This is a genomic window from Holophagales bacterium, assembly GCA_016719485.1.
Taxonomy (GTDB): domain Bacteria; phylum Acidobacteriota; class Thermoanaerobaculia; order UBA5066; family UBA5066; genus UBA5066.
Genome location: JADJZB010000002.1, coordinates 19,151 through 33,956 on the forward strand (window position 1 = coordinate 19,151; position 14,806 = coordinate 33,956).

A 14,806-nucleotide genomic window follows, 5' to 3' on the forward strand; every position below is an offset into this window, starting at 1 on the left:
GGATTCGATGAGTGAGGCTCCCTCACGCTCCGTCCAGGCCGCCAACGCCTACGGGCGATTCACCGAGGACGGACGCGAGTACGTCATCACCGACCCGCGGACGCCCAGGCCCTGGGTCAACGTCATCTCCAACGCGCGTGCCGGACTCGTCGTCAGCCAGACGGGCTCCGGCTTCACCTGGGTCGACAACTCCCAGCTCGCCGTGGTGACGCGCTGGGAACAGGACCTGACCCGGGACGCCTCGGGCCGCTTCCTCTACCTGCGCGACGTCGACACGGGCGAGGTCTGGTCGCTTTCGCCCGCGCCGTGCCTCCCTGCCTACGACCGTTTCGAGTGCCGGCACGGGCTCGGCTACACGACGTTCCGCACGGCGCTGCGCGGGGTCGCGGCCGACTGGACGCTCTTCGTCGATCCGGAAGCGACCGCCGAGCTCTGGCGCCTGACGCTGACGAACGAGCTCCTCACGCCGCGGCGGCTCGAGCTCGTCGCTTTCGTCGAGTGGAACTGCGGCGTGACACCGTCGCCGCGGCGGGAGTTCACGAAGCTCTTCCTCGAATGCGAGAGGGACGCCGGCGCGAACGCCGTCTTCGCGCGCTCCCACATGTGGGAAGTCGGCTCCGCGCGCTGGGGCCACTGGAACACCGGCTTCCCGTACGTGAGCGCCCTCGCCTGTACCGAAACCGTCTCGGAGGCCGAGGGGGACAAGGCCGCCTTCCTCGGCCGCCTCGGGAGCTTCGCGGCTCCCGCCGCACTCTCCGGGAACCCGTGGCCCGGCTTCTTCGGACGGCACGGTGACGCGGTCGGAGCGCTGCGGGTCCCGATCGAGCTCCCGGCAGGAAGTGCGTGCGAGCTCGGGTTCGTCCTCGCGACGGCGGAGACCGACGAGAAGACGCGGGGGCTCCTGAAGCGCTTCGGAAACGTGGAAGCTCTCGACGCCTCGCTCGCCGCCGCGAAGGCCCGCTGGACGCATCTCCTGGCCGCGCACCGTCTGGAAACGCCCGACGCGACGTTCGACGCCTTCCTGAACGACTGGGTCCGGTACCAGGCGATCTCGGCGCGCATCCAGGGGCGCTGCGGCTACTACCAGCAGAGCGGCGCCTACGGCTTCCGCGACCAGCTGCAGGACTCGCAGGTCTGGCTGACGATCGACCCGGCGCTCTGCCGCGAGCAGATCGCCCTCCACGCGGCGCACCAGTTCGCCGACGGCTCCGTCTACCACTGGTGGCACCCCCTTTCGGAGACGGGGCACGTCACGAAGATGACCGACGACCTCCTCTGGCTCGCCTTCGTGACGGCGGCCTACGTTCGCGAGACCGGGGACCTCTCGATCCTGGCCGACAGGACGCCCTTTCTCGACGACCCGCAGCCGGCGCCGCTCGTCGAGCACGTCCTGCGCGCCTTCGAGCGCGTCTTCCGCCGGACGAGCCCGCGCGGCCTCCCGTACATCGGGGCGGGCGACTGGAACGACGGGCTCTCGGCCGTCGGCCTCGAGGAGAGAGGGGAGTCGGTCTGGCTCGCCCACTTCCTGGCGGGGCTTCTGGGTGAGTGGGCCGAGCTCTTCACGCGGACCGGCGAGCCGGCGCGCGCCGCCGATTTCGCGCGGCGCCGCGAGGCGCTCGTCGCCGCCATCAACGAGCACTGCTGGGACGGCGAGTGGTACTGGCGCGCGACGCTCGATTCGGGCGGCAAGATAGGGAGCCGCGAGAACGAGCGGGGGAAGATCTACCTCAACGCGCAGACCTGGGCCGTCCTGAACGACGTCGCCCCGCCCGGCCGCGCCGCGGCCGCGATGTCCGCAGTGAAGGAGCACCTCGTCAGCTCCGCCGGGGCGCTCCTGCTCGGACCGGCCTACGACCGACCGGTCCGCGAGATCGGCTACATCACCCGATACGCGGCCGGGATGCGCGAGAACGGCGGTGTCTACACGCACGCGGCGACGTGGGCGATCTCGGCGGCAGGAAAGTCGAAGGACGCCGGGCTCGTCGAGACGCTCCTCGCCGCCATCGACCCGACGCGCAAGGACCCCGAAGCCTACCGGGCCGAGCCGTACGTCCTCCCCGGGAACGTCGACGGCCCGGACTCGCCTCTCCACGGCCGCGCCGGCTGGACCTGGTACACGGGCTCGGCGCAGTGGCTCCACCGCGTCGTCTGCGAGTGGGTGGTCGGCGTGCGGCCCGAGCTGGACGGCATGCGCTTCGACCCGTGCCTCCCGCCGTCGTGGGACGGGGTGCGGATGACCCGCCCGTGGCGCGGCGCGATGCTCGACGTGACCGTCGTCCGCGACGGGACGCTCGCCGCGGGCACCGTCCGCGTCGAGATGGACGGACGCGCGCTCTACGGGACGCTCCTGCCGCCGCTCCCGGCGGGCGCGAGGGCGAAGGTGAAAGTCAGCTACCGCCCGGCCTGAGACACGCTCCGTTCGTCCGGATGACCTCGGCGTAGAAGCGGGCGCTCGCCTTGGGCGTCCGCTTCTGCGTGGCGAAGTCGACGTGGACGATGCCGAATCGCTTGCGGAAGCCGTGGGCCCACTCGAGGTTGTCGAGGAGGGACCAGGCGAAGTAGCCCCGCACGTCGACGCCGTCGGCGATCGCCCGGCGGACGGCGCCGAGGTGCGCGTCGAGGTAGGCGACGCGGAGGGGGTCGTGGAGAAGCGGCTCGGGGGCGACGGGCGGGTCGTAGAACGCGGCGCCGTTCTCGGTGACGTAGAGCGGGATGCTCCCGTACCGCCGGCGCACCCAGGTCAGGACGTCGTAGAGCCCGTCGGGGTAGACCTCCCAGCCGGTCTCGGTGTGCGTGGCGTTGCGCTGGAGGGCGCGCCCTTCCATGACGGGGAAGCTCCGGGGGTCGTCGTGGACGACGGCGCGGGTGTAGTAATTGATGCCGAGATAGTCGATCGGCGCCTTCATCGCGGCGAGCTCGGCGTCGGTGGGGCCGTCCCAGGCCTCGCCGAAGATCTCGGCGAGGCCCTCGGGGACCTTTCCGAGGAGCGCGGGATCGAGGTACTGGCGGTTCATGTAGGCGTCGGCGCGGGCGACGGCGGAGAGGTCCTCCGGGCGATCGGAGGCCGGGTACTTCGGCTCGAGGTTGACGACGAGGCCGATCTGGCCCTTCCCTTCGGTGCGGTAGGCCGCGACGGCGCCGGCGTGGGCGAGGAGGAGGTTCTTCGATGCCCGTGGCGCCTCCCAGGGGCTCGCGTGGCCCGGTGCGAGGACGCCGTGGAGGTACCCGCCGTCGGCGATGACCCAGGGCTCGTTGAGGGTCGTCCAGAGGTCGATGGCGCCGTCGAGGGATCGGAAGCAGGCGCGGGCGTAGTCGGCGAACCAGCCGGCGACGTCGGGGTTCGTCCAGCCTCCCCGGTCGTCGAGCGCGGCGGGAAGGTCCCAGTGGTAGAGGGTCGCCATCGGGCGGATCCCCGCCTCGCGGAGCGCGTCGGCGAGGCGGCGGTAGAAGTCGAGACCCTTCTGGTTCACCGTGCCGCGGCCTTCGGGCATCACCCGGCCCCATGAGATCGAGAAGCGATAGGCGCCGAGCCCGAGCGACTTCATGAGCGCGACGTCCTCGGCCCAGCGGCGGTAGTGGTCGCACGCGACGTCGCCCGTGTCGCCGTCCCTCACCTTGCCGGGAATCCGCGTGAAGCGGTGCCAGTTGCTCGGCCCGGCACCGTCGGCCAGGGGCGAGCCTTCGATCTGGTAGGCCGAGGTGGCGGCTCCCCAGAGGAAGCCATCGGGAAAGGCGGCGGTCTCGGGCATCTGGGCTCCTCGCTTGGCGGGTCGTGCGCATCCGGCGGCGGGTTCCCGATTATCCGCGCGGGACGCAGAATCCGGGGATGAGCGACGTCTCCCTCCTCGGCACCGGCCTCCTCGGCACTCCCATCGCCCTCCGCCTCGCGTCGACAGGCCTCGAGGTGACGGTCTGGAACCGGACGGTGTCGAAGGCGGAGCCGCTCAGAGAGGCGGGCCTGGCGGTGGCCCGGACGGCGGCCGGCGCGCTCCTGGCTTCGCCCGTCGCGATCCTGATGCTCGCGGACGCACCGGCGATCCGCGAGGTGCTCTTCGCCGCAGATGCCCTGGCCGCCCTCGCCGGCCGCACCGTCGTCCAGATGGGGACGATCGGCCCGGACGAGAGCCGCGCCTTCGCCGCGGAGGTGGCCGCCGCGGGGGGCGAGTGGGTCGAGGCGCCCGTCCTCGGGAGCATCCCCCAGGCGGATTCCGGGACGCTCCAGGTGATGGTGGGCGGGGCGGCGGTCCAGCTGGAGCGGCTCGGACCGCTCCTGGCGCGCCTCGGCACCGACGTGCGGCACGTGGGGGCCGTGGGGAGCGCGGCGGCGCTGAAGCTCGCGCTGAACCAGCTCATCGGTTCTCTGACGGCCGCGTTCGCCTCCAGCCTCGCGTACGTCCGTGCGGAGGGGCTCGACACGGAGACCTTCATGGAGGTCCTACGGCCGAGCGCTCTCTACGCGCCGACCTTCGACAAGAAGCTCGGGCGAATGCTCGACGCCGAGTACGCGAATCCGACGTTTCCGCTCCGGCTCCTCAGAAAGGACATCGAGCTCTTCATCCGCGGCGCACGGTCGGCGGGCGTGACGCCGCGGGTCGCCGAGGCCGTTCTCGCCGTCGCGGACACGGCGCTCGCGAAGGGGCTCGCGGACGGTGATTACGCGGCCCTGGCCGAAGGGCTCGTCACGGCGCTTCCAGCGCGGGCCCCGCGCCTGTAACCTCGTCGCGTCGTGAGCGCCGCCGCAACGGAAGGGCCTGTCGCCGAGGTGCCGCTCGTCGTCGACCTCGACGGGACCCTCGTCCTCACCGATCTGCTGCACGAATCGGCCGTCCTGGCCGCCGTCCGGTCGCCTGCCGCCGCGCTGCGAGCCGTTCCGGCGCTGCTGCGGGGGGACCGTGCCGCCCTGAAGCGGCGGCTGGCCGAGGCCGGTCCTGTAGACGCCGGCTCCCTTCCGCTCAGGGAGGAGCTCGTCGCTCTGCTGGCCGTGGAGAAGGCCAAGGGGAGACGGCTCGTCCTGGCGACGGCGGCCGACGAAATCCTCGCCCGTCCGGTCGCCGCGCGGGTCGGTCTCTTCGACGAGGTCCTCGCGAGCGACGGAGCACGGAACCTGAAGGGGGAGGTGAAGCGGCTCGATCTCGTCGCCCGCTACGGCGAAAAGGGCTTCGACTACGCCGCAGACGACAGGGCCGACCTGCCGGTTTTCCGAAGCGCCCGCAAGGCGATCCTCGTCGGCCCGGGAGTTCACCTTCGGGCCGAGGTGGAACGCGCTGGCACCCCCGTGTCCGCCGTGCTGCCCGGCCGTTCCGCCGTCCTGCGGACGCTCCTCTCGGCGATGCGCGTCCGCCAGTGGGTGAAAAACGCTCTCGTGTTCGTCCCGCTCGTCACGGGGCACGTCTTCGAGGCCCCGGCCCTGGGGGCGGCCGTCTTCGCGTTCTTCGCGCTCAGTCTCCTCGCCTCGGCCGTCTACCTCCTGAACGACCTCGGAGACCTGGCGGCAGACCGGCAGCACCACGCCAAGAGGAAGCGACCTCTCGCGAGCGGGGACCTCTCCATCCGCACGGCGCTCGGTCTCGTCCCGCTCCTCCTGGCGGGCTCGCTCGCCTTCGCGCTGGCCCTCCCTGCCGGCGCGCGCGTGCTGCTCGCCGTATACCTCGCGACGACGACGTTCTACACCCTGTCCCTGAAACGCAAGGTCCTCGTCGACGTCTTCACCCTGGCTTTCCTCTACACGCTCAGGGTCCTGCTCGGAGGGGCGGCGACCGCGGTCCCCGTGTCGCCGTGGCTCCTCGCGTTCTCGGTCTTCCTGTTCCTCTCCCTCGCCTTCGCCAAGCGCGCTTCCGAGCTGCTCGCGATGAAGGAACGGGGGCACGACGCCGCGGCGGGCCGGGACTGGTTCGTCTGGGACTCTCTCGTCGTGCACGTCCTCGGCGTCGCGAGCGCGTACCTCTCGAGCCTCGTCCTCGCCATCTACATCCACAGCGACGTGACGAAGAGGCTGTACGCCCATCCGGGCTGGCTCTGGCTTCTCGTGCCGACGCTTCTCTACTGGACAAGCCGGGTCTGGGTTCTCGTCGGACGGGGGGAGATGGACGAAGACCCGATCGTCTTCGCCGCCCGCGACCGGGTGACGTGGGCGCTCGCCGTGGCGTCTGGCGCCGTCCTGCTCATGGCGGCGCGCGGACGGTTCGGCATCCCGGGCCTGATGGAGTGAGGCGGGCGCGCGGGCGCACCGTCTCGCGACGCCCCATCGGCACTCCAGCAGTCCGGCCTCCGGACCGACGCCGTTGACGCCTCGAGCCGCCGGCAATAGAGTCCCGCGAAACAATCAGCTGGTCCCGAGCGCCACGGCGTGGCGCCGAAAGGAGACGGTGAATGATGCGACTCCGTTCCATCTTTACCCTGTCGCTCTGCCTTGGCCTCGTCCTCTTCGCCCTGCCAGCGGGTGCACAGTCCGCGGCGACGACGGGCGCAATCGAGGGTACCGTCACGGACGATTCCGGAGGAGTCCTTCCCGGAGTCTCCGTGGCCCTCCGGAACACGGCGACGAACTACGAGACGACAGTGACGACGGGTCCGAACGGACGGTTCCGCGGGCTCCTCCTGCCGCTCGGCCCCTACCGGATCTCGGCGAGCCTGTCGGGATTCGCCAAGGTGGTTCGCGAGGGGATCAACGTCTCCGTGGGTCAGTCGGTCAACGTCGCGATCACGATGAGCCTCGCCGCCAAGGTGGAGGAGATCCTCGTCACGGCCGAGAACCCGGTCGTCGAGACGACGCGGCCGGAAGGGTCGACCCGGATCGACGCCCTGGCGCTCAAGGAGATCCCGAACAACGGACGGAACTTCCTCGAGTTCACGAAGCTGACCCCGGGGGTCTCGATCGTCCAGGGGCCCGACGGGGACGAGCTGACCGTCAACGGCCAGAAGGGGATCCAGAACAACGTCTCCGTCGACGGGGCGGACTTCAACAACCCGTTCTTCGGCGAGCAGCGGGGCGGCCAGCGCCCGGCCTTCACGTTCAACCTCGACGCGGTCCAGGAGGTCGTCGTCGTGGCCGACGGCGCGAACGCCGAGTACGGGCGCTCCTCATCGGGCTTCGTGAACGTCGTCACGAAGTCGGGGACGAACGCGTTCGCCGGCACGGTGAACCTCTTCTACAAGGACGACGCGCTCGCGTCGGCCGCCAAGAACCCCGACGGGACCTCGTCCGAGAAGTTCGACTCGAGCCAGGTGCAGGGCGGCTTCACCCTCGGCGGCCCGGTCGTGAAGGACAAGGTGTTCTTCTTCGTGGCGGTCGATGCCCAGGGCGGCGATTCCACGAAGCAGACCGACCCGAACCGGATCGAGCAGAGAGTCGTCGACTACTTCGCGAGCGTCGGGAGCCCCGACGAGAACGGGGCGATCGACCGGTCGAACGACGCGTTCGTCGCGCTCGGAAAGGTGGACTGGTTCGTCTCCCCGCAGCACGTGGCGACCCTGCGCGGGACGTACACGAACTCGACGCAGGAGAACGGGACCTTCGACGTCGACTCCTGGGGCCGGAGCGCGAACGCGATCGAGGACAACTGGTCGAAGTCGCTGACCGGCACCCTGATCTCGAACTTCACGACCGTCATGAACGAGTTCCGGTTCCAGCTGGCCCGGGAGGACCGGCCGAGGCCGTACAACGGGCCGAACATCGACGGCCAGGACCGCCCGCTCCCGGACACGGCGTTCGACTTCGGAAAGAGCTACCGGTTCGGGATGCCGTTCTTCATCCCGGTCGACTACTACGACACGCGCCTCCAGCTCAACGACAACGTGACGCTCCTGAAGGGGACACACGAGATCAAGGCGGGCGTCGAGTACAACCGGGTCAACGCGACGCAGGTCTTCCGCGGCTTCGCAAACGGCCGGTTCATCTTCAGCTCGACGGACGGCTTCCTGAACTACGCGAGGAACCGGAGCTACGTCGAGTGCTCCGACGGCTCCACGAACGCGAACGGGATCTGCCCCCCCGGGACGACGGTCACCGGGCCGGTCCTCCTCTTCCTCCAGCAGGCGGGCGTCGGCGGCCTCACCGCGGAGGAGGCGGGGACGCAGTCGATCGTCCAGGACGAGCCCGCGGTCTTCATCCAGGACAAGTGGCAGCCGCTCCCGAACCTCACGATCCAGGCCGGGCTCCGTTGGGAAGCCCAGATCCAGCCCGACCCGATCACACCCGCGGACGAGGTGTTCTACGCCGGGTTCATCGGCGAGTCGTCACAGGGGCAGGAGTTCCCGTCGGACGGGACCATGCCCTCCGACAAGAGCATGTGGCAGCCCCGGCTCGGCATCACGTGGGACCCGACGAAGGACGGAAAGACCGTCGTCCGGGCGAACGCGGGGATCTACAACGCCCGCGTCCCGGGGCTCTCGTTCGCGTCGACCCGCTCGACGAACGGCAGCCGCGGGCAGAGCATCTACCGCGACAGCTCCCTCACGGGGATCCTCGGCGCGGTGCCGGCCTACCCGAACCTGGTCCCGACGTCGGCGGTCGGCACGCCCTTCCGGCCGGACATCTACGTCACGGCGAAGGACTTCCAGAACCCGAGGACGTTCGCCACGAGCATCGGGGTGGAGCGGGAGTTCCTCAAGGACTACGGGTTCCTCCTGAAGTACAACTACGCGAAGACGACGCACCTGACACGGTTCATCAACCGGAACGACGCGCTCCTCGGCTCTCCCTGGACGTCGGGGCTGAACGGCGGGCCGAACGGGGTCAGCACGCTGACGACGGTCGAGTCGTCGGCGAAGAGCGAGTACAACGGCATCACGTTCGGGATCAACAAGCGCTGGTCGCACAACTACCAGTTCCAGATCAACTACACGCTCTCCTGGGACAGGTCGGACGACGACAACGAGCGTGACCCGTTCACGTTCCGCTACGCGAAGGTGACCGACCTCGGCGCCGAGTGGGGCTACTCCGACCGCGACCAGCGGCACCGGCTGAACTCCCTCTTCGTCTGGAAGGGGCCGGGAGACGTCAACTTCAACTTCCGGTACGCGTACCGGTCGGCGCAGCCGAAATCGATCACCGCGACCGGCGCCGACGCGAACACCCCGCAGGACCGGATCAATGCGGACGGCTCGGTCACGCAGCGAAACCTGGGGCGGAAGGACAACGAGTTCTCGTCCCTCGACATCCGGCTCTCCCGCCCGTTCGACCTCGGCGGATTCCAGATCGAGCCGATCGTCGAGTGCTTCAACGTCTTCAACTCGAAGAACCTGAAGAAGCCCGAGGTGACGAGCCTGATCTTCAACTTCGACGGGACGGTGCAGAGCGGGCTCGGCGACGCCCGCCAGGTGCAGCTCGGCCTCCGCGTCATCTTCTGAGCCGGCGGGGTATCGGCGCCCCGCGTGCTAGATTCCATCTCAGGGCGCCCGGCGGGAGCGCCGGGCGCCCTTGCCCCTTCCGGGGCCGGAGTCGATCCCGTGACAGAGAACGACGTGGCGCGTCCGCTCACCCGCATCACCACCAGCGCGACCTTCAGCTCGGCGCACCGGCTCCACAACCCCTCGCGCGACGAGGAGTGGAACCGGGCCGTCTTCGGGAAGTGCAACAACCCCCACGGGCACGGGCACACGTACGGCCTCGAGGTCACCGTCGAGGGGCCGATCGACCCGGAGAAGGGGTGGGTCCTCGACTTCTCCGAGCTCAAGAAGATCGTCAGCGAGCGGATCGTGAAGAAGTGCGACTGCCGGAACCTGAATACCGACGTCGACTTCCTCGAGGGAGCGATCCCGACGGCGGAGATCCTCGCGATCCGCTTCTGGGACGAGCTCGCCCCACGGGTCGCGCCCGGGCGTCTCGTGGAGCTCGTTCTCCACGAGACGGAGCGCAACAAGGTCGTCTACCGGGGCGGGGCGTGATGCGCGCGCTCGTCTCGAACGACGACGGGATCCACAGCCCGGGAATCGAGGCGCTGGAACGGGCCGCGAAGGCCGCGGGCTTCGAGACGTACGTCGTCGCTCCCGACCGCGAGCAGAGCGCCACGTCCCACGCGCTGACGCTCCACCGGCCGCTCCGGGTCGTGAAGACGGCGGAGCGTTCGTGGGTCGTCGACGGGACTCCGACCGACTGCGTGAACCTCGGCATCTGCAGCATCCTGCGCGAGGTGCGTCCCGATTTCCTCTTCTCGGGCATCAACCAGGGGCCGAACCTCGGGGACGACGTGACCTACTCCGGCACGGTCGCGGCCGCCTTCGAGGGGACGCTCCAGGGAGTTCCGTCCATCGCTTTCTCCCTCGACTACCGCCGGGACCAGGCCGACACCCCGCCCGATTTCACGCACGCCGAGTCGATCGCGGAAGAGGTCATCCGCCTCGCGCTCTCGCGCCCGATGAGCCCGGAGATCCTCTGGAACGTGAACATACCGGCCGGCAGGCCCGCCGGAATCCGCGCGACGCGGATGGGGCGCCGCCGCTACGGCGAGAGCGTCGTGGAGAAGATCGACCCGCGCGGCCGTCCCTACTTCTGGATCGGCGGTGCGCACATCGACACGCACGAGGACGGGAGCGACCTGACGACCGTCGCGGGCGGCTTCGTCTCCGTCACGCCGCTCCACCTCGACCTGACGGCGTACAAGGCGCTCGAGGACCTGGCCGACCGCCTGAGCGGGAGCCGCGCCAACGGCGCGAACGGACGCTAAGATCCCGGCGTGAGGCCGGAGGACCCCGAAGTCGCGCGTGCCGCGAGGGCGGGCGCGGAGGCGCGGCGCGAGATGGTCGCCCGGATCGTCGCGGCGGGCCTCGTCTCCGACCCCCGGGTCATCGAAGCGCTCGGCGTCGTTCCCCGGCACCTGTTCGTCCCGAAATCGCTCGCGGCGGAGGCCTACGGCGACCACGCCCTGCCGATCGGCGCCGGGCAGACCATCACCCAGGCGGCCAACGTCGGACGGGCGGCCGAGCTCGCCGCGATCCGGCCGGGAGCGCGCGTCCTCGAGGTGGGGACCGGGTCGGGGTACCAGGCAGCCGTGCTGGCGCGTCTCGCAGGGCAGGTCTTTTCCCTGGAACGGATCCCGGAGCTGGCCGCCGAAGCCCGGCGGGTCCTGGCGTCGCTCGGAGTGCGGAACGTCTCGGTCAAGGTGTTCGACGGAACCTACGGCTGGCGGGAGCACGCTCCTTACGACGCCATCGTCGTCGCCGCCGCCGCACCGGAAGTCCCGGCTCCCCTCGTCTCGCAGCTCTCGGCGACGGGCCGTCTCGTCGTGCCGGTCGGCGCTGCGAGCCGCCAGCGCCTTCTCGTCGTGAAGAAGCTCCCGAGCGGCCGGACCCGAACGGAGGACGCCGGAGACGTCGCCTACGTTCCCCTCGTCGGGAAGTTCGGTTGGGCCAGGCCCCCGGCCGAGGAGCGGAGGTGACCGGTGGTTTCGAGGCCGAGGCGCGGCGCTGGCTCGTCTCGGGAAGGGTGCAGGGCGTGGGCTACCGCGCCTTCGCGGCGCGGACGGCGAGAGGGCTGGGCCTGACCGGGGGGACGTCGAACCTTCCCGACGGCCGGGTTCTCGTCGTGGCCGAGGGACCGGCGCACGCGCTCGACCGGCTCGAGGCGGCGCTCTGGGAAGGGCCGCGCTTCGCCCGGGTCCAGCGCGTCGACGGGTCGGTCGCCACGTCGGCCGACGCACTCGGGTCTTTCGACGCCGAGTTCCGCCGCGAGCGCTAGAATCGGCCACTCCTGATGTCGAGAAAAAGGATACTGGTCGTGGACGACGACGCCGACGTGCGCTCCGTCGTCGAAGCCACCCTGTCTGCCGCCGGTTTCGAGCCGACCGGAGCGGCGGACGGGAGCGAGGGAATCGAGCGGGCGGTCCTCGAGCGGCCGGATCTCGTCCTGCTCGACGTCGTGATGCCCCATCTCTCCGGGTGGGAGGTCTGCGCGACGCTCCGGAGCCTGCCGGAGACCTCCTCGATCCCGGTCGTCCTGCTGACGGGAAAGTCGGAGATCCGGGATTTCGTGGTGGGCCGCCAGGCCGGCGCCGTCGACTTCGTCACGAAGCCCTTCACGCGGGCGCGTCTCGTGGAAGCCGTCGAGGCCGCACTCGCGGGGCGCGACGACGCGCGACCCGAGCCTCTCGGCCGCGAGGTGCCGGAGCGCCGGACCCGTGGCCTGCTCCTGGACGCCCTGACGGGGCTCCCGACCGTTCCCCTCGTCGTCGACGCCCTGAGGGAGAAGCTCCTCGTGGACCAGGACCTCGGGGTCTTCCTGATCGACGTCGACGCCGTGGCGTCCCTGGAGGACCACTATGGCTGGGAGGTCCTCGACGAGGTCGTGCGGGAGGCCGCGACGGGGCTGCGGCGGCTCGTCGGGACGCTCTTTTCGACGGGCGACCTCCTGGCGGTCTCGCGGCCGGGCTCGTCGGCGCTCGTCGCGTTCGTCGCCCTGCCCTTCGGCCTCGGCGAGGAGGAGGCTGCCGCCCGGCTCGGGAGGAAGGCCCGGCAGGTCGAGGAATCCCTGGGGGCGCTCCTCGGAGAGAGCCTTCTCGGCCGCGTTCACCGGCGGCTCGAGGTGACCGTCGCGGCTTCGCGCCTGCGGTACAACCCGCAGGTCCGCGTGGAGCGGCTCGTGGAACGCGCTCTGGCGGAGGCGGCGGCCGCCGCCTCGACGAGAGAAGGTGAGAGGGTCGTCTCGCAGCGCGAGGAGTTCGCCGCGATCCTGAGACGCCGCGCCATCGAGACGGTCTACCAACCGATCCGCGACCTGGCGACAGGACGCACCGTGGCCTGGGAAGCGCTCTCGCGCGGACCCGCGGGCTCTGGCTTCGAGAGCCCGGAAGTCCTCTTCGACTACGCCGCGCGGCATGGCCGGGTCCTCCCGCTCGAGGAGATCTGCGTCCGATATTCCGCGTCCCGGTTCGGGGCGAGTGAGGCGGGCCTCCTCTTCGTGAACGTGGAGACGAACGTCGTGAACGAGCTCGCCCGGGGAGGGCTCGAAGTTCTCGGCCCGCTCGTCGCGCTCGGCCCGTCCGTCGTCCTCGAGATCACCGAGCGGGGCGCAATTCCAGATTTCGACGCGTTCCGGGAGGGGATCTCCGCCCTCCGGCGGGCAGGTTTCCGGATCGCCCTCGACGACGCCGGCTCTGGCCACGCCTCCCTCCACGCACTGGCTGAGCTGAGGCCCGACTACCTCAAGATCACCCAGTCCCTCGTGACGGGGCCCCACCGGGACGGCATCAAGAGCGAGATCGTCGAGATGCTCGTGCGGCTGGGGGGGCGGATCGGCGCGGTGACGGTGGCCGAGGGGATCGAGACGGAGGCAGACCTGGCGGGCGTCCGGCAGCTCGGCGTCGCTCTCGGGCAGGGATTCCTTCTCGGCCGGCCGGCGCCGGTTCCCGAACCCTGACGGGATCTCCCGTTCCAGACGGTATTCGCGTCGCGGGGCCGAATCGGAGCGATCATGGGGCGAGGAGAGCCTCATGAACGAGCACGAGGACGACGGCCCCCAGCTTCCCGAGGGTTTCGAGGAAGTGGAAGCGACCGTCTGCCGGCGGGGAGAGGAGCTGATCGTCTTCGGCACCCTCGAGGAGGGCCCGTTCGTCTTCCACCTCAAGCTGGCCCGGAAGGAGGAGGATCCCGGACCGCCGCCGCCGGGTTTCGGGTGGACCGGCGAAGAGCGCCCCCCGAAGAAGGGGGAGTGGTTCTGGTCGGAGCTGAGAGGTCGCGCCATCCAGGCCGTCAAGGACGAGACGGGCGTGAACCAGTTCGGGGAGCCGACCGGTGGCCGGAGGATCCTGAAGCCGCTCGGTACGTCGGGCCGGGCCGTTGCACCTCCCAGGACGGGCCTCCGCCTCGTGAAGAACGAAGATCCGGCGGAGTGATCAGGCGGAGGCGGCCGGAGGAGTCCCTGCGGGCGGATCGCCCTCGTCCTCGGCGTGGCGGGTGACCGCGAGGTAGACCCTCAGGTCGTCGAGAACCGCCTCCAGGGCAGCCTCCTTCGAGGAGGCGAAGAACGGCTCTTCGGTGACGAAGCCTCCGGGGACGGACCACGGTACGAGAATCGTCTCCCAGGACGTGGCAAGGCCGTCGTCCTCGTCCCGGATGCCTGGGGGATGGATTCCGTACTCGAGGAGTCTCCAGGTCCGGCAGCGGTACTGACCCGGGTGCGCGGCATCCTCGAAGACCTCGATCCGGATGTCGGCAGGGTCGCCGTCGAGCAGCGTTTCCACCTCGGCCACCTCGACGAGGCGAAAGACGGCGAGGGTGGGGCGCTGCGACGGCATGACGTGATCTCGACTCTGATCGGGCCGGCCGGGGAGGCCGCGGTTGGCAGGGGCCTGGCCGAAACGGAATAAGTGGTGGGCCCGGCGCGACTCGAACGCGCGACCTGCGGTTTAGGAAACCGACGCTCTATCCACCTGAGCTACGGGCCCGTTCCTGGGGAGCCGCACGGAGGCGGCGGGAGCGGGAGTGTACCGGAGTCAGAACATGAGGAGGAATCGAGCGGACGTCCTTGCGCGGTTCGGGGGGTCCGGGGGGTGGCGAGGTGCACCCCCCGGGAAGGGTCACTCCTCGAACGGCACGACGCGAAGGTGCCTCACGAGGAGGACCTTGTTCGACCTCACGGCCTCGGCCTCTCCGAGAGGAAGGAAGTTGTCCTCCTGGCGGGCGATGTACCGCGAGCAGGCGTCGATGGCCTGGATGACGTCGTCGGTCTCGAAGGGCATCAGGAACTCCCTCGGCTCGGCGAGCCCTTCGACGACCAGCTGGAACGTGTGAAGGTGCTTTCTGTCCATGCGCTCCTCGGGGCGGCAGGATGTCGCCCGTGGGGCGGCCGCTCCCGGCATCGTATCCTCCAGCG

At 70.3% G+C, this 14,806-nt stretch carries 13 protein-coding genes and 1 tRNA gene; 10 read left to right on the forward strand and 4 right to left on the reverse strand.

Going from position 1 to position 14,806, the window contains the following annotated elements:
• Positions 1-7 precede the first annotated feature (7 nt).
• The gene (locus IPN03_00190) at positions 8-2,407 is read left to right on the forward strand and encodes a glycosyl transferase family 36 (GenBank protein ID MBK9372183.1); all 2,400 of its coding nucleotides are present in this window, start codon (positions 8-10) and stop codon (positions 2,405-2,407) included.
• Here IPN03_00190 and IPN03_00195 read toward each other — a convergent pair.
• Positions 2,388-3,749: a beta-glucosidase gene (locus IPN03_00195; GenBank protein ID MBK9372184.1), complete on the reverse strand. Its 1,362-nt coding sequence runs from the start codon at positions 3,747-3,749 to the stop codon at positions 2,388-2,390. The two genes, IPN03_00190 and IPN03_00195, sit on opposite strands and share 20 nt — an antisense overlap.
• 77 nt (positions 3,750-3,826) lie before the next feature.
• Here IPN03_00195 and IPN03_00200 point away from each other — a divergent pair, with 77 nt between their 5' ends.
• The 9 genes from IPN03_00200 (at position 3,827) to IPN03_00240 (ending at position 13,826) form a co-directional block, all read left to right on the forward strand.
• Positions 3,827-4,714: an NAD(P)-dependent oxidoreductase gene (locus IPN03_00200; protein ID MBK9372185.1), complete on the forward strand. Its 888-nt coding sequence runs from the start codon at positions 3,827-3,829 to the stop codon at positions 4,712-4,714.
• 12 nt (positions 4,715-4,726) lie between these two features.
• The gene (locus tag IPN03_00205) at positions 4,727-6,208 is read left to right on the forward strand and encodes a UbiA family prenyltransferase (protein MBK9372186.1); all 1,482 of its coding nucleotides are present in this window, start codon (positions 4,727-4,729) and stop codon (positions 6,206-6,208) included.
• Positions 6,209-6,369: 161 nt separating this feature from the next.
• Positions 6,370-9,348 carry a carboxypeptidase regulatory-like domain-containing protein gene (locus IPN03_00210; protein ID MBK9372187.1) on the forward strand — a complete coding sequence of 993 codons (2,979 nt, stop codon included), beginning with the start codon at positions 6,370-6,372 and terminating at the stop codon, positions 9,346-9,348.
• 135 nt (positions 9,349-9,483) lie between these two features.
• Positions 9,484-9,885: a 6-carboxytetrahydropterin synthase gene (locus IPN03_00215; GenBank protein MBK9372188.1), complete on the forward strand. Its 402-nt coding sequence runs from the start codon at positions 9,484-9,486 to the stop codon at positions 9,883-9,885.
• A complete protein-coding gene (surE, locus tag IPN03_00220) occupies positions 9,885-10,664 on the forward strand; it encodes a 5'/3'-nucleotidase SurE (GenBank protein MBK9372189.1) in 780 nt (259 codons plus the stop codon). Before IPN03_00215 ends, surE begins: the two co-directional genes overlap by 1 nt.
• Positions 10,665-10,736: 72 nt before the next feature.
• A complete protein-coding gene (locus IPN03_00225; protein MBK9372190.1) occupies positions 10,737-11,375 on the forward strand; it encodes a protein-L-isoaspartate(D-aspartate) O-methyltransferase in 639 nt (212 codons plus the stop codon).
• A complete protein-coding gene (locus IPN03_00230) occupies positions 11,372-11,674 on the forward strand; it encodes an acylphosphatase (protein MBK9372191.1) in 303 nt (100 codons plus the stop codon). Before IPN03_00225 ends, IPN03_00230 begins: the two co-directional genes overlap by 4 nt.
• 39 nt (positions 11,675-11,713) lie before the next feature.
• Positions 11,714-13,351: an EAL domain-containing protein gene (locus IPN03_00235; GenBank protein MBK9372192.1), complete on the forward strand. Its 1,638-nt coding sequence runs from the start codon at positions 11,714-11,716 to the stop codon at positions 13,349-13,351.
• A gap of 73 nt (positions 13,352-13,424) precedes the next feature.
• Positions 13,425-13,826, forward strand: coding sequence for a hypothetical protein (locus tag IPN03_00240; protein ID MBK9372193.1), 402 nt, complete (start codon positions 13,425-13,427; stop codon positions 13,824-13,826).
• Here the strand turns inward: IPN03_00240 and IPN03_00245 are convergent, their stop codons facing one another.
• From IPN03_00245 to IPN03_00255, 3 genes are all read right to left on the reverse strand, one after another.
• Complete coding sequence (locus tag IPN03_00245; GenBank protein MBK9372194.1) at positions 13,827-14,228, reverse strand: hypothetical protein; 402 nt, start codon at positions 14,226-14,228, stop codon at positions 13,827-13,829. It lies immediately after the preceding gene.
• Between the two features lie 73 nt (positions 14,229-14,301).
• Positions 14,302-14,378 (reverse strand) — tRNA-Arg (locus IPN03_00250).
• 132 nt (positions 14,379-14,510) lie between these two features.
• Positions 14,511-14,741 carry a hypothetical protein gene (locus IPN03_00255; protein MBK9372195.1) on the reverse strand — a complete coding sequence of 77 codons (231 nt, stop codon included), beginning with the start codon at positions 14,739-14,741 and terminating at the stop codon, positions 14,511-14,513.
• Positions 14,742-14,806 lie beyond the last annotated feature (65 nt).

Excerpts from the sequence above, each read along its gene's own strand:
- IPN03_00190 (MBK9372183.1), top strand. The coding sequence starts at position 8 with ATGAGTGAGGCTCCCTCACGCTCCGTCCAGGCCGCCAACGCCTACGGG.
- IPN03_00225 (MBK9372190.1), top strand. The coding sequence starts at position 10,737 with ATGGTCGCCCGGATCGTCGCGGCGGGCCTCGTCTCCGACCCCCGGGTC.
- IPN03_00200 (MBK9372185.1), top strand. The coding sequence starts at position 3,827 with ATGAGCGACGTCTCCCTCCTCGGCACCGGCCTCCTCGGCACTCCCATC.
- IPN03_00240 (MBK9372193.1), top strand. The coding sequence starts at position 13,425 with ATGAACGAGCACGAGGACGACGGCCCCCAGCTTCCCGAGGGTTTCGAG.
- IPN03_00210 (MBK9372187.1), top strand. The coding sequence starts at position 6,370 with ATGATGCGACTCCGTTCCATCTTTACCCTGTCGCTCTGCCTTGGCCTC.
- IPN03_00195 (MBK9372184.1), bottom strand. The coding sequence starts at position 3,749 with ATGCCCGAGACCGCCGCCTTTCCCGATGGCTTCCTCTGGGGAGCCGCC.
- IPN03_00255 (MBK9372195.1), bottom strand. The coding sequence starts at position 14,741 with ATGGACAGAAAGCACCTTCACACGTTCCAGCTGGTCGTCGAAGGGCTC.
- IPN03_00245 (MBK9372194.1), bottom strand. The coding sequence starts at position 14,228 with ATGCCGTCGCAGCGCCCCACCCTCGCCGTCTTTCGCCTCGTCGAGGTG.
- surE (MBK9372189.1), top strand. The coding sequence starts at position 9,885 with ATGCGCGCGCTCGTCTCGAACGACGACGGGATCCACAGCCCGGGAATC.